General features: G+C 65.2%; 15 protein-coding genes and 1 pseudogene. 7 read left to right on the top strand and 9 right to left on the bottom strand.

Annotation, left to right across the window (positions count from 1 at the left end; translation table 11 throughout):
- Window positions 1-9 precede the first annotated feature (9 nt).
- The 7 genes from DMX06_RS12290 to pcaR form a co-directional block, all read right to left on the bottom strand.
- Entirely contained in the window at window positions 10-1,362 is a 1,353-nt protein-coding gene (locus DMX06_RS12290; RefSeq protein WP_110737390.1) for a 3-carboxy-cis,cis-muconate cycloisomerase, read from the bottom strand.
- Between the two features lie 9 nt (window positions 1,363-1,371).
- Window positions 1,372-2,661 carry an MFS family transporter gene (locus tag DMX06_RS12285; RefSeq protein ID WP_110737388.1) on the bottom strand — a complete coding sequence of 430 codons (1,290 nt, stop codon included), beginning with the start codon at window positions 2,659-2,661 and terminating at the stop codon, window positions 1,372-1,374.
- A 186-nt stretch (window positions 2,662-2,847) separates the two neighbouring features.
- On the bottom strand, window positions 2,848-4,053 hold the full coding sequence (gene pcaF / locus DMX06_RS12280; RefSeq protein WP_181427817.1) for a 3-oxoadipyl-CoA thiolase: 1,206 nt from the start codon (window positions 4,051-4,053) through the stop codon (window positions 2,848-2,850).
- On the bottom strand, window positions 4,050-4,829 hold the full coding sequence (locus DMX06_RS12275; protein WP_110737384.1) for a CoA-transferase subunit beta: 780 nt from the start codon (window positions 4,827-4,829) through the stop codon (window positions 4,050-4,052). The genes pcaF and DMX06_RS12275 overlap by 4 nt, the downstream gene beginning before the upstream one ends.
- Window positions 4,826-5,686, bottom strand: a complete 861-nt coding sequence (locus tag DMX06_RS12270) for a CoA transferase subunit A (RefSeq protein ID WP_110737382.1) — start codon at window positions 5,684-5,686, stop codon at window positions 4,826-4,828. The genes DMX06_RS12275 and DMX06_RS12270 overlap by 4 nt, the downstream gene beginning before the upstream one ends.
- Before the next feature lie 168 nt (window positions 5,687-5,854).
- Window positions 5,855-7,201, bottom strand: a complete 1,347-nt coding sequence (locus DMX06_RS12265; protein ID WP_110737379.1) for an MFS transporter — start codon at window positions 7,199-7,201, stop codon at window positions 5,855-5,857.
- A gap of 409 nt (window positions 7,202-7,610) precedes the next feature.
- Window positions 7,611-8,480 (bottom strand): pca regulon transcriptional regulator PcaR, encoded by an 870-nt coding sequence (pcaR, locus tag DMX06_RS12260; RefSeq protein WP_110737377.1) that lies wholly within the window; start codon window positions 8,478-8,480, stop codon window positions 7,611-7,613.
- Window positions 8,481-9,045: 565 nt separating this feature from the next.
- On the opposite strand from pcaR, the gene DMX06_RS12255 reads away from it, so the two are divergent.
- Both DMX06_RS12255 and DMX06_RS12250 read left to right on the top strand, forming a co-directional pair.
- Window positions 9,046-9,246, top strand: coding sequence for a hypothetical protein (locus DMX06_RS12255; protein WP_050703906.1), 201 nt, complete (start codon window positions 9,046-9,048; stop codon window positions 9,244-9,246).
- Window positions 9,247-9,558: 312 nt separating this feature from the next.
- A complete protein-coding gene (locus DMX06_RS12250) occupies window positions 9,559-11,031 on the top strand; it encodes an inorganic phosphate transporter (protein ID WP_028690222.1) in 1,473 nt (490 codons plus the stop codon).
- Between the two features lie 85 nt (window positions 11,032-11,116).
- Here the strand turns inward: DMX06_RS12250 and DMX06_RS12245 are convergent, their stop codons facing one another.
- Entirely contained in the window at window positions 11,117-12,592 is a 1,476-nt protein-coding gene (locus DMX06_RS12245) for a helicase HerA-like domain-containing protein (RefSeq protein WP_110737375.1), read from the bottom strand.
- Between the two features lie 172 nt (window positions 12,593-12,764).
- On the opposite strand from DMX06_RS12245, the pseudogene DMX06_RS26820 reads away from it, so the two are divergent.
- From DMX06_RS26820 to DMX06_RS12225, 5 genes and pseudogenes are all read left to right on the top strand, one after another.
- A pseudogene (locus DMX06_RS26820) lies at window positions 12,765-13,781 on the top strand (HAMP domain-containing protein); the annotation flags it as partial.
- A gap of 93 nt (window positions 13,782-13,874) precedes the next feature.
- Window positions 13,875-14,639, top strand: coding sequence for a methyl-accepting chemotaxis protein (locus tag DMX06_RS26815; RefSeq protein ID WP_371263123.1), 765 nt, complete (start codon window positions 13,875-13,877; stop codon window positions 14,637-14,639).
- Between the two features lie 158 nt (window positions 14,640-14,797).
- Window positions 14,798-15,919, top strand: coding sequence for a glycosyltransferase family 4 protein (locus tag DMX06_RS12235; RefSeq protein WP_110737370.1), 1,122 nt, complete (start codon window positions 14,798-14,800; stop codon window positions 15,917-15,919).
- On the top strand, window positions 15,912-16,676 hold the full coding sequence (locus DMX06_RS12230) for a DUF2334 domain-containing protein (RefSeq protein ID WP_110737367.1): 765 nt from the start codon (window positions 15,912-15,914) through the stop codon (window positions 16,674-16,676). Before DMX06_RS12235 ends, DMX06_RS12230 begins: the two co-directional genes overlap by 8 nt.
- Window positions 16,673-17,662 (top strand): lysylphosphatidylglycerol synthase transmembrane domain-containing protein, encoded by a 990-nt coding sequence (locus DMX06_RS12225; RefSeq protein ID WP_110737364.1) that lies wholly within the window; start codon window positions 16,673-16,675, stop codon window positions 17,660-17,662. The genes DMX06_RS12230 and DMX06_RS12225 overlap by 4 nt, the downstream gene beginning before the upstream one ends.
- Window positions 17,663-17,816: 154 nt before the next feature.
- Here DMX06_RS12225 and purU read toward each other — a convergent pair whose 3' ends face one another.
- Complete coding sequence (gene purU, locus DMX06_RS12215) at window positions 17,817-18,668, bottom strand: formyltetrahydrofolate deformylase (RefSeq protein ID WP_028690228.1); 852 nt, start codon at window positions 18,666-18,668, stop codon at window positions 17,817-17,819.
- Window positions 18,669-18,697 lie beyond the last annotated feature (29 nt).

Raw genomic sequence — 18,697 nt, 5'->3', positions numbered from 1 at the left:
GGTCTCCCTTCAGGCAGTGAATCGTTGATGTTCGGCCACGGCGCGCGCCACCCAGACGCGGGCCTGGCCGAGGTAATGGGCCGGGTCGAGCAGGCGGTCGAGTTCGTCGGCGGACAGTTCGCCGCTGACCTGCGGCTCGTCGCCCAGCACGGCACGCAAATGACGCCCCTCGGCCACGGCGCGCTGGCAGCATTGCTCCAGCAGGTGATGGGCACGCTCGCGCCCCAGGCGCTGGGCGAGCACGATACTGACCGCCTCGGCCAGCACCAGGCCCTGGGTCAGGTCCAGGTTGCGGCGCATGCGTGCGGCGTCCACCTCCATGCCCTCGGCTATCAGCTGGGCCTGGCGCAGGGCGCCGGAGACCAGGCAGCAGATTTCCGGCAGTGTTTCCCATTCGGCATGCCACAGGCCGAGGCTGCGCTCGTGCTCCTGGGGCATCGCGGTGAACAAGGTCGAGACCAGCCCCGGCACGCGGGTGGCGGCACCGATCAGCACCGCCGCGCCCACCGGGTTGCGCTTGTGCGGCATGGTCGAGGATCCGCCCTTGCCCGGCGCGCCGGGTTCGAACAACTCGCCCGCTTCGGTCTGCATCAGCAGGCTGACATCCCGGCCGAACTTGCCCAGGCTGCCGGCGACCAGGCCCAGTACCGAGGCGAACTCCACCAGGCGGTCCCGCTGGGTGTGCCACGGCTGTTCGGGCAAGGACAGCTTCAACTGCGCGGCCAGGGCCTCGGCCACCGGCAAGGCCTTGCTGCCCAGCGCCGCCAGGCTGCCGGAGGCGCCGCCGAACTGCAGCACCAGCAGGCGCGGGCGCAGTTCCTTGAGGCGCTGGCGATGACGGGTCAGGGCGCCAAGTACACCGGCCAGCTTCATCCCCAGCGTCACTGGCGTCGCATGCTGCAGCCAGGTACGCCCCACCAGCGGCGTGTCGGCATGCTGCAGCGCCTGGCGGGCCAGGGTGTCGGCCAGCTTGCCGAGGTCGCGGTCGATCAGCGCCAGGGCTTCACGCAGTTGCAGCACCAGGCCGCTGTCCATCGCATCCTGACTGGTTGCGCCCAGGTGCACGTAGCGCTCGGCCTCGGGCACGCCGCTGGCGACCACCTTGCCCAGGGCCTTGACCAGCGGAATCGCCGAGTTGCCGGCAATGGCGATGGCATCGGCCAAGGCACGCACGTCATAGCGCTCGGCCTTGCAGGCCGCCTCGATGGCGCTCACCGCGGTGTGCGGCACCAACCCTGCGCCTGCCTCGGCGCGGGCCAGGGCGGCCTCGAAATCGAGCATACCCTGCAGCCGGCCACGGTCGGAGAAGATCTCGCGCATGGCCGGCGCGGTGAAGTAGGCATCGAACAGTTGGTTGCTCATGCAACGTCCTTAATGATCATGGTGCAGGTAGGCCGCCTGCTTGGGCAGGCGCAAGCTGAACAGGAAGGCCACTGCCATCATGGCGGTCACGTACCAGTAGAAGGTGTTCTCCATCCCCAAGGTTTTCAAGCCCAGTGCCACGTATTCGGCGGAACCTCCGAACACCGCGTTGGCCACCGCGTAGGCCAGGCCCACCCCCAACGCACGGACCTGCGGGGGGAACATCTCGGCCTTCACCAGGCCGCTGATGGAGGTGTAGAAGCTGACGATGCACAGCGCCAGGCTCACCAGCACGAAGGCCATGAACGGGCTGCTCACGGTCTTCAGCGCCATCAGCAGCGGCACGGTGAAGAGCGTCCCAAGGGCGCCAAACAGCAACATCGAATTGCGCCGGCCAATGCGGTCGGAGAGCATGCCGAACACCGGCTGCAGGATCATGAACAGGAACAGCGCGCCGGTCATCACGAAACTGGCGCTCTTTGCGTTCATGCCGGCGGTGTTGACCAGATACTTCTGCATGTAGGTGGTGAAGGTGTAGAAGATCAGCGAGCCACCGGCGGTGTAGCCCAATACCGTGACAAAGGCGGCGGCATGGTTGCGGAACAGGCCGCGGATGGTGCCGGCCTCCTTGTCCTGGCGGGTCTCGGCGCTGCTGGTCTCCTTCAGCGAGCGACGCAGCATCAGCGAGATCAGCGCAGCGATGGCGCCGACCACGAACGGGATGCGCCAGCCATACGCGCGCAGCTCATCCTCGCTCAGCAATTGCTGCAGGATCACCACCACCAGCACCGCCAACAACTGCCCGCCGATCAGGGTGACGTACTGGAACGAGGCGAAGAAGCCGCGCTGGCCGCGCAAGGCCACTTCGCTCATGTAAGTGGCGGTGGTGCCGTACTCGCCGCCCACCGACAGGCCCTGGATCAGCCGCGCCAGGAGCAGCAGCGCCGGCGCCCAGGCGCCGATGCTGGCGTAGGTGGGCAGGCAGGCGATGATCAGCGAACCGCCGCACATCATCAGCACCGAGATCATCAGCGAATTCTTGCGCCCGTGGCGGTCGGCCAGGCGGCCGAAGATCCAGCCACCGATGGGGCGCATCAGGAAGCCTGCGGCGAACACACCGGCGGTGTTGAGCAACTGCACCGTGGGGTCGTCGGAGGGGAAGAAGGCCGGGGCGAAGTAGATCGCGCAGAAGGCATAGACATAGAAGTCGAACCATTCGACCAGGTTGCCCGACGAGGCGCCGACGATGGCGAAGATCCGCTTGCTGCGTTCTTCGCCGGTGTAATAGCTGGAAGTCATGGTGTTTTTACTCCTGGGAGGTCACTGCAAAGTCTAGACATACCCAGTAACAATCTCGTTCCGCCACAGCATTGACCATTAGCCTCGTGTCTTACCGATCCGGCCTCTTCGCGGGTAAACCCGCTCCCACAGGAGGTACGTGGTTCCCTGTGGGAGCGGGTTTACCCGCGAAGAGGCCGGCACCGATCAGACCCGCTCGATGGCCAGCGCCAACCCTTGCCCGACGCCCACACACATGGTCGCCAGCCCCTTGCGCCCGCCACTCTTCTCCAGCTGATGCAGCGCCGTCAGCACCAGGCGCGCCCCGCTCATGCCCAGCGGGTGCCCCAGGGCGATCGCACCGCCGTTGGGATTGACCTGCGGCGCATCGTCCGCCAAGCCCAGCTCGCGCAGCACCGCCAGCCCCTGGCTGGCAAACGCCTCGTTGAGCTCGATGACATCGAAATCCGCCACCGCCACACCCAGCCGCTCGGTCAGCTTGCGCACCGCCGGCACCGGGCCGATGCCCATCACCCGCGGCGCCACGCCGGCACTGGCCATGCCCAGCACCCGGGCGCGTGGCGTCAGGCCATGCTTTTTCACCGCCTCGGCCGAGGCCAGGATCAATGCAGCGGCGCCATCGTTGACGCCCGAGGCATTGCCTGCGGTAACCGTCTTGTCAGGGCCATTGACCGGTTTGAGCCTGTTCAGCGCCTCCAGCGTGGTGTCCGGGCGCAGATGCTCATCCTGCTCGACCACCGTCTCGCCTTTCTTGTGGGCGATACGCACCGGCACGATCTCTTCGGCGAAGTAACCGGCAGCCTGCGCGGCGGCGGCCTTCTGCTGGCTGCGCAGGGCGAAGGCATCCTGGTCGGCGCGCGACACCTGGTAGTCCTCAGCGACGTTGTCGGCGGTCTCGGGCATCGAGTCCACGCCATGCTGCGCCTCCATCAACGGGTTGACGAAGCGCCAGCCGATGGTGGTGTCCTCGAGCTTCATGTTGCGCGAGTAACCGCTCTCGGCCTTGCCCATCACGAACGGCGCGCGGGACATCGACTCGACGCCACCGGCGATGGCCAGCTCCATCTCGCCACTGGCGATGGCGCGGAAAGCACTGCCAATGGCGTCCATGCCCGAGGCGCACAGGCGGTTGAGGGTCACACCGGGAATGCTCTGCGGCAGGCCGGCCAACAGCAGCGCCATGCGCGCCACGTTGCGGTTGTCCTCGCCGGCCTGGTTGGCGCAGCCGAGGAACACTTCGTCGAGCAGTTCCCACTGCACCTGCCGATTGCGCTCGACCAGCGCCTTGAGCGGCACCGCCGCCAGGTCGTCGGCGCGCACACTGGCCAAGGCGCCGCCGAAGCGGCCAATGGGGGTGCGGATGGCGTCGCAGATAAAGACGTCACGCATCAGGCTTCTCCTGCCGTCTGGCCATGGGCGGCGGCGGTGCGCGCTTCGAGGTCGCGCAGGGCGGACAGCTCGACATCGCTGGGTGCCGCGGTCTGCTGCACGTCGTCGGCGAAGCGGATCGCCCACCCGGTGGCGGCAACGATCTGCTCGCGAGTCACGCCCGGGTGGATCGATGTGACCACGAATTCATGGGTGCCCGCTTCCGGCTCCAGGATGCACAGGTCGGTGATGATGCCGACCGGCCCCTCGCCGGGCAGGCCAAGGCGCTTGCGCGAGTCGCCGCCTTCGCCGTGGCCGACCGAGGTGATGAAGTCGAGCTTGTCGACGAAGGCGCGCGGCGACTGCTTGAGGATGATCAACACCTGCTTGGCGGAACCGGCGATCTCCGGTGCACCGCCGGCGCCCGGCAAGCGAGTCTTCGGCGCGTGGTAGTCGCCGACCACCGTGGTGTTGATGTTACCGAAGCGGTCGACCTGGGCCGCGCCGAGGAAACCGACGTCGATGCGCCCGCCCTGCAGCCAGTAGCGGAAGATCTCGCCGGTCGGCACCACGGTGTCGGCGGTCTCGGCCAGCTCGCCGTCACCGATGGACAGCGGCAACACACTCGGCTTGGCGCCGATCGGGCCGGACTCGTAGATCAACACGACATCGGGCGACGAGGTCAGGCGTGCCAGGTTGGCGGCCTTGGACGGCAGGCCGATGCCGACGAAGCACACGGCACCGTTGCGCAGGCGACGGGCCGCCGCGACGGTCATCATTTCGGAAGTGGAGTAGCTCATTGCGCGGCCTCCGCGGTGCTGGCCAGCTTGGCCTGGAATTCGGGGAAGTCCCGGGTGCCACGGATGAAGGTGTCGACCCAGGCGGTGAACGACTCACGGTTGCGGGCGATCGGGTCCCAGGCCTGGTAGAAGCGGTTGTCGCGCTCGTAGTAGCCGTGGGCGTAGGACGGGTGGGCGCCGCCGGGCACCAGGCACACCGCGCTGAGCGCCCAGGCCGGCAGGACGCAGGCGTTCATCGGCGCATTCAGCTCATCGACGATCTCCTCGACGGTGACGATGCAGCGCTTGGCCGCCAGGGCCGCCTCCTTCTGCACGCCGAGGATGCCCCACAGCAGCACGTTGCCCTTGCGGTCGGCCTTCTGCGCATGGATCACGGTGACGTCCGGGCGCACCGACGGCACGGCGGCAAGCACTTCGCCGGTGAACGGGCAGGTGACGCTCTTGATCAGCGGATTGACCTTGGGCAGGTCGGAGCCGGCGTAAGCACGCAGCACCGCGAACGGCAGGCCGGAGGCGCCGGCGACATAGGCGTTGGCCAGGTCGGCGTGGCTGTGTTCCTCGATCTCGATGGCGTGCGGCCACTGCTTCTCCACCGCGTCGCGCAGCCGATGCAGCGAACCGACGCCGGGGTTGCCGCCCCAGGAGAAGATCAGCTTGCGCGCGCAACCGGCACCGATCAGCTGGTCGTAGATCAGGTCCGGGGTCATGCGCACCAAGGTCAGGTCGCGCTTGCCCTGGCGGATGATCTCGTGACCGGCCGCCGTCGGGATCAGATGGGTGAAGCCTTCGAGGGCGACGCTGTCGCCATCCTGGATGAACTGCTTCACGGCCTCGTGAAGCGAGAGGATTGCTGCCATTGGAGACTCCTGGTCAGGTCGAGTCGAGTCAGTGAGCAGCGGGCCATGGCGTCGCTGCGATGGACCCAGATTACGGAGGCTGCCGGGGTTGTTACAATCCGATAATCGCACTTTTGTGCGATTATCGAACCATTTGTTACCCTGCTATTTATGCGCGCCCCCCCATCGTCAGGTCGCGTCGGCATGGCTCACCAGCCCCTTGACCACCACGCCTACGGTGGCTAGCGCCGCCGGCACCAGCAGCGCGGTCAGCACCTGCTCGAAGGTCCACCCCAACCCCAGCAGCGTCGCCCCGCTCCAGGCACCGAGAATTGCGCCGAAGCGACCGATTCCGAGCATCCACGACACCCCGGTGGCGCGCCCCTGGGTCGGGTAGAACCGCGCCGCCAGCGACGGCATGGCCGATTGCGCGCCGTTCACGCACATACCCGCGACCAGCACCAGCGTGGCCAGCACGGTGATGTTGCCCAGGCTCTGCCCCACGGCATAGGCAAACACACCCGCCAGCAAGTAGCAGATACCGATCACCTTGTGCGGGTTGAAGCGGTCCATCGCCCAGCCCACGGCCACCGCGCTGAGCACGCCGCCGAACTGGAACAACGCGCCAATGAATGCGGCCTGCTCCATGCTCGCGCCGCTGTCACGCATCAGGGTCGGCAGCCAGCTGGTCAGCAGGTAGACGATCACCAGGCCCATGAAGTAAGTCAGCCACAGCAGCACGGTGCCCAGGCCATAGGTGCCCGAGAAGATCACCGCGAACACGTTGCGCGCCGCCACCGCCTTCTGCTCCGGCACACTGAAGCTCGCGGCCTGGGCCACCAGCGCCGGGGCGATCGGCGCCAGGGTCCGGCGCACCTTCTCGGTGCCGCGGTTGCGCACCACCAGGAACCGCGCCGACTCCGGCAGCCAGACCAGCAGCACCAGCGCCAGCAGCAACGGCAGCACCCCGCCGATCACCAGCAGGCTGTGCCAGCCGTAGGCCGGGATCAGCTTGGCCGAGATGAACCCGCCCCCGGCCATGCCCAGGTTGAAGCCACAGAACATGCTGGTCACCAGCAGCGACTTGAGCCGCTCCGGGGTGTACTCGGAGAGCAAGGTGGTGGCATTGGGCATGCCCGCCCCCAGGCCCAGGCCAGTCAGAAAGCGCAGTACCAGCAACTGGTCGACATTGCTGGCATAGGCCGAGGCCAGGCTGAAACCGCCGAACACCAGCACCGCCCCCACCAGCACGCCCTTGCGCCCGAAGCGGTCGGCCAGCGGCCCGGAGCCGAGGGCGCCGAACACCATGCCGATCAACGCGGCGCTCATCACCGGGCCGAGGCTGGCGCGGTCGATGCCCCATTCCTGCGACAGCGCCGGGGCGATGAAGCCCATGGCGGCAGTGTCCAGGCCATCAAGGAAGACGATCAGGAAGCACAGGATCACCACCCGCCATTGATAGCGCGACAGCGGTTGGTCATTGATGAGGGATTGGACATCGAGGCAGTTGCCGACAGCGGATTGTGGCTTGTTCATTGTTGTTATCCGGGAGTTGGGCACAGGCAGGCTACCGCGCATCACTGATGCGCAGGAACAGGAAACGGCGGATACGACGAGCTGGGTCAGCCGGCGTGCAGCAGCACTGCGCGCGGGCACGGCCGCGACAGCAAAGAGACGGTTTTCATGGGGGATGCCCTCGGGCCTGTTGTTATTGTCCGGTCGGCGAAGCCGACTCGTGCGACAGACATTAATCAGCAGGCGTGGGCGGCGCAATTCGTCGGGAACGACACTGTGCGTTTATCGAACAGGAAACGGCAGCGCATGTTCGACGCCAAGGTGTGTGAGCCACGGTCTGTGTTGCATGCACCGGCCTCATCGCTGGCAAGCCAGCTCCCACAGGGATCGAGTATGTCTGGCGATGGGGCGCAGCGCGCCCCGGCGTTGTTCAGCCAAACAACTGATGGCAAAGGTCCCGGCTGGCCTCCAGCAGTATCGGCAGGAAACGCTGCTCGAGTTCCCCTCGGCTGACCCGACCGACATGGGTACTCACGTTCAACGCCGCCAGCACCTGCCCGGAGGCGTCATAGATCGGCACGGCAATCGAACGCAGGCCCTGCTCCAGTTCCTGATCAACCACGCACCAGCCCTGTTCGCGCACCTGCTGGATGCAGGCGAACAGCGATGCCGGGTCGTGCAGTGTACGGCTGGTCCGCGCCTTGAGATCCGCCCGCTCCAGATACTCGTGCAGGCTGGCGTCGTCCAGCGCCGCCAACAGGATGCGGCCCATCGACGTGCAATAGGCCGGCAGCCGCCCGCCGACAGACAGGTCGACCGAGATCAACCGCTCGACCGTGGCCGAGCGCGCTATATAAAGGATGTCGTCGCCTTCCAGCGTGGCCATGTTGGCCGCTTCGTGGAGCTGGTCGCTGATCCGGTCGAGGTAGGGCTGGGCCGATACCGCCAACGGCGTGGACGACAGGTAGGCATGACCGAGGGTCAGCACCTTGGGCAACAACGAATAGGTACGCCCGTCGGTGGTCGCGTAACCCAGTTTCATCAAGGTATGCAGGCAACGCCGCACCGCCGCCCTGGGTATTTCCGTGCGGTGGCTGATCTGCGCGATGGTCAGGTGCCGTTTGCGCTCCTGGAACGCCTGGATCACCGCCAGGCCGCGGGCCAGGGAGGTCATGAAGTCCGGGTCGCCAGTGAAGGCCTGGATGCGCTTGGCCGCGGACGCCACGATCGGCGGTGCCAGGGTGGGGCTGGTGTGGCGCGCGGGCTCGTTCGCTGGCGGGCCGCTGGTTTCTTCGCTCATGGACATGCCTCAAAAAAATCGCTACCTCGTGCGATTATCGAACGAACGACCGATAATCGCAATTGACCGCTGACACTTTTGCTTATACCTTTCCCCTGCCACATGTGGCTTCTTTGGAGAGACTGGTCAGGTACCCACCGTAGAAGTCCCAGGCAACGGCCTCGCCTCCCAGCGAGGCCGTTTTCATTTCTGACGGCGAACGAAAAACTTGTCTACCATGGCAAATTGAACTTCCAGTCCGCCGGTCAGACGAACCTTTTGTCTGGTCGCCACAAGTTCCGATCTATTGTCAATGACCGGTAAATAACGATAACCTTCGAATTGGCGATTGCTATAATCGTCATGTTGGTTGCCAGCGCTGTATAACGGATCCAATCGACAAACTATCGTTGCCTTCCTGACGCCTGCCTGCTGCTCGAACAGTGGATTGTCGTGTGGTGCGCCACAGGTCGCCCTCCCACACCCAGTCATTGCAGTGCAACGATGTGTACGCGTTGCCTGTATTTACACATCCTGCGTGTGTATTTAACGGCTGACGCCCAACTTAACCTATTCAGGTATTACTGTGACGAAAGAAGAACTGCGCGCGGAACTCGAGCGCCAGGCTGAACGTTACAAGGATGTTTACGGTGGTGAAGTCACCACCTATGCCGCACAACCCGACCCGGAACGCAAACCCTGGCGCAAACGCGCCAGCATTCTCGACCAGGCCTTCGCTCAGGAGATCGAGAAGATCGAAAAGGAACTGCGTAGCGACGGCGAGTGAAGCTTCACGATGCTATAGCGCCATCACCCAACGGTGGTTGCGGCGAGGCATCCTGGGCAAATTTGCTCGATATGAAATGGAATCACACAAATTTCATACAGTCGTTTTAATTGTGAGCAACCTGCTTAAATCGTCTCAAATCGCTGATTTTTCTGAAATTTATCGATTTTTTACGGCGTTTTTTCGCAAAAACTCACGGGTACGGTGCGCGGGCAGGGTCGACATTCCCCTGCCATCGGTCAGTGGCGGGTGCATCGATTGCCATGGTTTTCTGGCATAATCCGCCCCCCCTAAGACCGCCAGACAACCTTCATGATCGATTTATTCAGCGGACTGGATGCCTGGGTTATCGTGAGCCTGACGCTCGCTCTGACCTTCGTGCTCGCATTCGAGTTCATCAATGGCTTTCATGACACCGCCAACGCGGTAGCCACTGTCATCTATACCAAGGCCATGCCACCGCACCTCGCCGTGTTCTTCTCCGGTGTGTTCAACTTCCTCGGCGTTCTGCTCGGCGGTGTCGGGGTGGCCTACGCCATCGTCCACCTGCTGCCGGTCGAACTGCTGATCAATGTGAACACCGGTCACGGCCTGGCCATGGTCTTCTCGCTGCTGGCCGCGGCCATCACCTGGAACCTGGGCACCTGGTACTTCGGTATCCCGGCCTCCAGTTCGCACACCCTGATCGGATCGATCCTCGGCGTCGGCCTGGCCAACGCCCTGCTCAGCGACATTCCGCTGGGCGACGGCGTCAACTGGCAGAAGGCGATCGACATCGGCATGTCCCTGGTGCTTTCGCCCATGGCCGGCTTCGCTGTCGCCGCCCTGCTGCTGATCGGTCTGAAATGGTGGCGTCCGCTGTCGAAGATGCACAAGACCCCGGACCAGCGCCGCAAGCTCGACGACAAGAAGCACCCGCCGTTCTGGAACCGCCTGGTGCTGGTGATCTCGGCCATGGGCGTGAGCTTCGTGCACGGCTCCAACGATGGCCAGAAAGGCATTGGCCTGATCATGCTGGTGCTGATCGGCATCGTCCCGGCCAAGTTCGTCCTCGACCTGAACAGCACCACCTACCAGATCGAGCGCACCCGCGACGCCACCCTGCACCTGAGCCAGTTCTACCAGCGCAACGCCGCGACCCTGGGCGAGTTCCTGGCGCTGGGCAAGGCGCAGGCGAGCGACCTGCCGGAGCAGTTCAGCTGCAACCCGCAACAGACCGAGCCAACTATCGCCGCGCTGCAATCGTCGCTGGCCGGCGTGACCGACTACCGCGCCCTGAGCGCCGAGAAGCGCGTCGAAGTACGTCGCTACCTGCTGTGCCTGGACGACACGGCGAAGAAGGTCGGCAAGCTGCCGGGCCTGCAGGCCCGTGAAAAGGCCGACCTGGAGAAACTGCGCAAGGACCTGACCGCCACCACCGAGTACGCACCGTTCTGGGTGATCGTCGCCGTCGCCCTGGCCCTGGGCCTGGGCACCATGGTCGGCTGGAAGCGCGTGGTGCTGACCGTCGGCGAGAAGATCGGCAAGCAGGGCATGACTTACGCCCAGGGCATGTCGGCACAGATCACCGCGGCCTGCGCCATCGGCATGGCCAACGTGTTCAGCCTGCCGGTATCCACCACCCACGTGCTGTCGTCGGGTGTAGCCGGTACCATGGTCGCCAACAAGAGCGGCCTGCAGGGCGGCACCGTGAAGACCATCCTGCTGGCCTGGGTGCTCACCCTGCCGGCAACGATGGGCCTGGCGGCCGGCCTGTTCTGGCTGGCAACCAAGGCCATTGGCTGAGTGCTGATGCAGTACTGAAAAAAGGCGCCTTTGCAGGGCGCCTTTTTCATATCCGTCATTCGAGTCCTATCGCGGGGCAACGGGTTTAACGTTTCTTACCGCCCAACAACGACCCCATCAACCCACGCACCAATTGCCGCCCCAACTGATTGGCCGCCTGGCGCACCGCCGACTTGATGGCCTGCCCGGCCGCGCTTTGCAGGAACTCACCGGCCTTGTCGGCGAAGCTGTCCTCGTCGGCCTTGGCCTGGGGCACCGGCTCCACCGGCTCGCCCTTGCGCTGGGTAAGCATTTCATAGGCCGACTCACGGTCGATCGGCTTGTCATAGCGCCCGGCCAGGGGCGATGCCGCGATCAGCGCCTGCCGCTCGGCCGCGCTCAACGGCCCGATCCGCGACTGCGGTGGCGCGACCAGCACCCGCTGGACCATCGCCGGCGTGCCCTTCTCCTCCAAAGTCCCGACCAGCGCCTCACCAATGCCCAGTTCGGTCAACACCGCCAGGCTATCAAACGCCGGGTTGGGGCGGAAACCATCGGCCACCGCGCGCAGCGACTTCTGCTCTTTGGCGGTGAATGCCCGCAGGCCATGCTGGATGCGCAGCCCGAGCTGGGCCAGCACCGCATCCGGCAGGTCGCCCGGCGACTGGGTGACGAAATACACCCCAACGCCCTTGGAGCGGATCAGCCGCACCACCTGCTCCAGACGATCCTGCAGTGCCTTGGGCGTACCGTTGAACAGCAGGTGCGCTTCGTCGAAGAACAGTGCCAGCACCGGCTTGTCGGCATCGCCGCGCTCCGGCAACTGCTCGAACAGCTCGGCCAGCAGCCACAGCAGGAAGGTCGCGTAGACCTTGGGCGCCTCATGCACCAGGCGGCTGGCATCGAGCAGGTGGATACGCCCGCGACCGTCGCCTTCCGGACGCAACAGATCCTCCAGTTGCAGCGCCGGCTCGCCGAACAGCGCCTCGGCGCCCTGCTGTTCCAAGGTCGCCAGTCGGCGCAGCAAAGCCTGCGTGGAAGCGCCGGTCATCAAGGCACTGTCCTCGCCCAGCAATTGGGGGTTGTCCTTCAGGTGCGCGAGCAGGGCCTTGAGGTCCTTCAGGTCGAGCAGCAGCAGGCCTTCGCGGTCGGCCACCTTGAATGCCGCATACAAGGCGGCCTGCTGGCTGTCGGTGAGCTCCAGCAGGTTGCCCAGCAGCAACGGCCCCATCTCGCTCAGGGTGGTGCGCAGCGGGTGACCCGATTGCCCCGCGATATCCCACAGGCTCACCGGATAGGCCTGAGGCTTGTGGTTCAGCCAGGGCATGCCGGCGATCCGCTCGGCCACCTTGCCCTGGGGCGCCCCGACCGCGCCTAGGCCACACAGGTCGCCTTTCACATCCGCGGCGAATACCGCGACCCCGGCGTCGCTGAACAGCTCGGCCAGATGCTGCAGGGTGACCGTCTTGCCGGTGCCTGTGGCCCCGGCCACCAAGCCGTGGCGGTTGGCCAGGCGCATGGACTGGGATACCGGCTGACCATCAGGACCTGCTCCTACTACCATTCGTAAGGAATCCGACATCTTCTTTCATCCCCTGCTCAAGTTCTGGCGCGTGACAGCCGATATTTCAAAATGATTCTACCTAGAAAGACAGTAACAACCCGAAAAGGACCCACGGGAATTGTTGCACTGTTTTCCAGCCGTGCTTTGTGCGAACGACCCGATAAAAAACCTTAGCGGACGCGATCACGTTATGAATAAAAGCCTTCGTTTCAGCCACAAGATTCTTCTGGCGGCATCACTGATCGTGATACTCGCCTTCAGCCTCTTCACCCTTTACAACGACTACCTCCAGCGTAACGCCATTCGCGAAGACCTGGAGAACTACCTTGCTGAGATGGGCGAGTCCACCTCCACCAATATCCGCAACTTGTTCGAAGGGCGCATCAAACTGGTCGAGAACGTCGCCCAGAACATTGCCCAGTACCCACAGAACACCGGTACCCTGCTGGGCCAGAACGCGCTCACCTCGAGCTTTCAGACCATCTACCTGGGCCAGCCCGACGGCACCTTCACCGTGCGTCCGGACACCAGGATGCCCGACGGCTACGACCCACGCGTACGCCCTTGGTACAAGGACGGCCTGAACGCCAACGGCCCGATCCTCACCGAACCCTACATCGACATGGCCACCAACGAGCTGGTCATCTCGATCATCAGCACCGCCTCACGTTCGGTCGGCGTGGTTGGCGGCGACCTGGCCCTCGACGGCCTGGTACAGATCATCAACTCGCTGAACTTCGGCGGCATGGGCTACGCCTTCCTGGTCAACGACCAGGGCAAGATCCTGGTGCACCCGGACAAGAACCTGGTGATGAAGTCGCTGTCGGACCTGTTCCCGCAGAACACGCCGAAGCTGTCCAGCAACCTGACCGAAGTAACGCTCAACGGCGAAACCCGCCTGCTCACCTTCACCCCGGTCAAAGGCCTGCCGTCTGCCAACTGGTACATCGGCCTGTCGGTGGACAAGGACAAGGCCTTCTCGATGCTCAGCACCTTCCGCACTTCGGCGGTAATCGCCACGCTGGTGGCGGTGGTGATCATCATCGCCCTGCTCGGCCTGCTGATCCGCGTGCTGATGCAGCCACTGCACACCATGACGCGCGCCATGTCGAACATCGCCGAGGGTGAAGGCGACCTGACCCGCCGCCTGGAAATCCACAACCACGACGAGTTCGGCATCCTCGGGACCGCCTTCAACCGCTTCGTCGAGCGCATCCACGGGTCAATCCGCGAGGTGTCCTCGGCCACCGAGCAGGTCAACGAAGTGGCACTGCGGGTGATCAGCGCCTCCAACTCGTCGATGAGCAACTCCGACGAGCAGTCCAACCGCACCAACAGTGTCGCCGCCGCCATCAACCAGCTCGGAGCCGCCGCCCAGGAGATTGCCGGCAACGCCGCCCAGGCCTCGCAACATGCCAGCTCAGCGCGGCTGTTGGCCGAGGAAGGCCAGCAAGTGGTGCAACGCAACATCGATGCGATGAACCGCCTGTCGGACCTTATCGTCACCTCCAGCGAGCATATCGAGACGCTGAACAACAAGACCGTCAACATCGGCCAGATCCTCGAGGTGATCACCAGCATTTCCCAGCAGACCAACCTGCTCGCCCTCAACGCCGCCATCGAGGCCGCCCGCGCCGGTGAGGCCGGCCGGGGCTTCGCCGTGGTCGCCGACGAGGTGCGCAACCTGGCGCACCGCACCCAGGAATCAGCACAGCAAGTGCAGACCATGATCGAGGAGCTGCAGGTCGGCGCCCGCGAGTCGGTCGACACCATGGGCCAGAGCCAGCGCCACAGCCAGGACAGCATGGACATCGCCAACCAGGCCGGCGAACGCCTGGGCAGCGTCACCCAGCGCATCGGCGAGATCGACGGCATGAACCAGTCGGTGGCCACCGCCACCGAAGAGCAGACCGCCGTGGTCGACTCGATCAACATGGACATCAACGAGATCAACATGCTCAACCAGGAAGGCGTCGAGAACCTGCAGGCGACCCTGCGCGCCTGCTCGGACCTCGAGCAGCAGGCCGGCCGCCTCAAACAGCTGGTCGGCAGCTTCCGCATCTGACCTGCCGCCCGCTCCCTCGTGGGAGCGGGCGCTTCCCACGACAGCGCATCCCGTCAAACCCCGATCGAACAAACTATCCTTCAGGTAGGTCAACCCTCAGGCGCGTCATCGCCGGTTCATTACCGCCAGATGACACACCCGAGGACGATCCCGGAGGGATGCTGATCGTGCACATCGCCGACATCACCATGTTCTACGCCCCGGCCAGCGGCGGCGTGCGAACCTATCTTGATGCCAAACACCGCCGCCTCGACGCCATGCCCGGCGTTCGCCACAGCCTGTTGATTCCCGGTGCCAATGCCAGCCAGGTCGATGGTGTCTATCACGTACCCGCCCCACCCCTTCCCTTCGGCAACGGCTACCGCTTCCCGGTGCGCCTGGCGCCCTGGTGCAAGGAACTGCGCCGCCTGCAGCCCGACCTGATCGAAGTCGGCGACCCCTACCTCACCGCCTGGGCGGCCCTGGAGGCGCGGCGCAAGCTCGATGTGCCGGTGATCGGCTTCTATCACTCCGACCTGCCCTTGCTGGTAAGCAATCGCATGGGCAACTGGTTCACCCCCAATGTCGAGGCCTATGTCAGCAAGCTCTACGGAAATTTCGACCGGGTCCTGGCACCCAGCCAGGTGATGGCCGACAAGCTGCGCCGGTTGGGCGTCGCAGACGTGCACGTGCAACGCCTGGGCGTGGACCTGGCGCTGTTCAACCCCGACCGGCACGACCCCGGCCTGCGCGCCGAGCTGGGCATCGCCGATACCAGCCGGCTGCTGGTGTTCGCCGGCCGCGGCTCGCGGGAAAAGAACCTGCCGGTGCTGCTCGATTGCATGCACGCGCTCGGCCAGCCCTACCACCTGCTGCTGGTGGGTTCGAACATGCCGGCCAGCGTGCCGGACAACGTCAGCGTGATCGACCACTTCTGCCCGCCCCAGGAGGTTGCCCGGCTGCTGGCCAGTGCCGACCTGCTGGTGCACGCCGGCGACCAGGAAACCTTCGGCCTGGTGATCCTCGAGGCCATGGCCAGCGCCACGCCCGTGGTGGCCGTGCGCGCCGGCGCATTCAGCGAGATCGTCGATGAACGTTGTGGCCGGCTGTGTCCGCCCAACAATGGTCAAGCCATGGCCGAAGCCGTGCGCGAAGCGTTCGACAACGGTGTCGACCAGCTGGGCCGTCAGGCACGCCAACATGTGGAGCGCCATTACAGCTGGGACACCGTGGTCAACGGCCTGCTCCAGCATTACCAGGCGGTGCTCGGCCACACGCAGCGGGTACGCGCCCATGGCTGAGGGCCAGGCCGCCAGGCGCAGCCTGATGCTGGTGCTGCACGATATCGCGCCGGAAACCTGGCCGGATTACCAGCCCTTCGTCCAGGCCATCGACGCACTGGGCGGGGTGCCCATGACCTGGCTGGTGGTGCCGGACTTCCACCACCGTAACCCGCTGACCCGTTCACCCACCTTCTGCCGCCTGCTCGAGCGACGCCTGGCCCAGGGCGACGAGCTCGCCCTGCATGGCTACTATCACGCCGACGATGGCCCGCCACCGCGCGGGCCGGGTGAATATTTCATGCGCCGGATCTATACCCACGAGGGCGAGTTCCATGGACTGGACCAGGCAGACGCCCTGCAGCGCCTGCAGGCCGGGCTGGCACTGTTCGAGAAACAGGGCTGGCCGGTGGCGGGCTTCGTCGCCCCCGCCTGGCTGATGAGCGAGGGCACGCGCCAGGCATTGCGGCAGTTGCCGCTGCGCTATACCAGTTCCCCGCGCCACCTTTACCGGCTGCCGGACTTCACCGCCTTCGATGCCCCAGGGCTGGTGTGGAGCGCTCGCAGCGCCTGGCGCCGTGGCCTGTCGCGGGTGGTCAGTGACTGGCAGTACCGCCGCTGGCGCGAAGCCGACACCCTACGCCTGGGCCTGCACCCGGTCGACATGCGCCACGCCAGCGCACGCAATTACTGGCTCGATACCCTGCACCGGTTGCTGGACCAAGGCCGTGAGCCACTGACCAAGTCCGCCTGGCTGGAGCGCCAGGCCGCCCCATGAAACGCCTGGGCTGGCTGGCCCTGGCACTGCTGCTGGCGGTGCTGGTACCCGCCCTGCTCGGCGGCAGCGACCTGCTCCCGCGCCTGCGGTCGTTCGATTCCGGGCTGATGCTGCTGTTGCTGGCCATGATCCTGCTGTGCTGGACCATCAATGCCGCCCGCCTGCGCCTGTTGCTGGGTGAACAGGGCGCGCAAGTGGGCCGGATGCACAGCCTGGGCGTGGTGATGGCCACCGAATTCGCCATCTGCACCACACCCGGCGGCAGCGGTGGCCCGTTGACCCTGATGACACTGCTGGCGCGCAAGCGCATCGCGCCATCGCGCAGCGGCGCGGTGTTCGCCATGGACCAGTTGAACGACCTGCTGTTCTTCTTCTGCGCGATGCTGGCGATTGCCGCCTATGCCCTGTTCCACCACCTCGGCCACAGCCAGGCGCAGATGCTGCTGGGCAGCGCCCTGCTGCTGTGTGCCGCACTTGCGGGGATCTTCCTGCTGCTGCGCTATCGACGCGGTGTGATGCGTGGCAACGGCCGGTTGTTGCGTCGCCTGGGCATGGCACCGGCACGCCGAAGGCGCTGGGCGCGCAAGCTGCTGCGCTTTGTCCATGCCCTGGCCGAGACCTGGCGCATGCCCCGGCGTACGCTGGCGCTGGTGTTCATCCTCACCTGCGCGCACTGGTGCCTGCGGTACAGCGTGCTGTATCTGGCGTTGCGGGGGTTGGGAGTGGATCTGGCGTGGATTGCCAGCTTCCTGGTGCAGATGCTCGCGCTCAGTGCCGGGCAGTTCAGCCTGTTGCCAGGCGGTGCCGGCGCTGCGGAGTTGACCTCGGCGACCCTGCTGTCACCACTGGTGGGCAGTTCGACGGCAGCCGCGGCGATCCTGATCTGGCGCGCGGTTACCTATTACTTCTATCTGCTGGCGGGTGGACCGGTGTTTCTGTACCTGCTGGCGCGTCCTCGACTGGAGCGTCGTCGCCAGACGGGTTGAGTCGACCCCAGAGCTCGGCGGCACCGGGAAACTCGGTGCCGTCGTCGTCGCTCAACGCCTCGGGATCAAAGCGGGCCAGGCAGCCTTCGCCCAAGGTTGGTGGCGCCGAGGCGCCGGCCTTGTCACGCGGGTCTGCCATGCCAGGGCCCTCGACTCAGTTGAACACCACGGTCTTGTTGCCGTGCACCAGCACGCGATCTTCCAGGTGATAGCGCAGGCCACGGGCCAGGACCATCTTCTCCACGTCACGACCGAAGCGCACCATGTCCTCGATGCTGTCGGCGTGGCTGACACGCACCACGTCCTGCTCGATGATCGGGCCGGCGTCCAGCTCTTCGGTCACGTAGTGGCAGGTCGCGCCGATCAGCTTGACGCCGCGCAGCGCCGCCTGGTGGTAAGGCTTGGCCCCCACGAACGACGGCAGGAAGCTGTGGTGGATGTTGATGACCTTTTCCGCGTATTCCTGGCACAACTGCGGCGGCAAGATCTGCATGTAGCGGGCCAGCACCACGGCGTCGGCGCCATATTCGGCGACCAGGCGCGAGACCTCGGCGAACGCCGGCTGCTTGTCCTTCGGATCGACCGGCACATGGTGGAACGGAATACCGTGCCATTCGACCATGCTGCGCAGGTCGTTGTGGTTGGAGATCACGCAGGGGATCTCGCAGTCCAGTTCGTCGGTGTGCCAGCGGTGCAGCAGGTCGGCCAGGCAGTGCGACTCGCGGCTGGCCATCAGCACCACGCGCTTCTTCTGCGCCGAGTCGGTGATCCGCCAGGTCATGGAGAACTCTTCGGCGATCGGGGCGAATGCCTCGCGGAAGGCCTCGATACCGAACGGCAGGGACTCGGCGCGGATCTCATGGCGCATGAAGAACCAACCGCTCTGCTCGTCAGAGTGGTGGCTGGCTTCGTTGATCCAGCCATTGTAGAGGGCCAGGAAATTACTGACTTTTGCCACGATGCCGACGCGGTCGGGGCAGGCAATCACCAGTCGATAGGTGCGCATGAGGGAGACTCCAGAACTTCGCAAAGGCG

This window comes from Pseudomonas mosselii, from assembly GCF_003205295.1.
Lineage (GTDB): Bacteria > Pseudomonadota > Gammaproteobacteria > Pseudomonadales > Pseudomonadaceae > Aquipseudomonas > Aquipseudomonas mosselii_B.
This window is presented reverse-complemented; position numbering and strand designations above follow the sequence as displayed.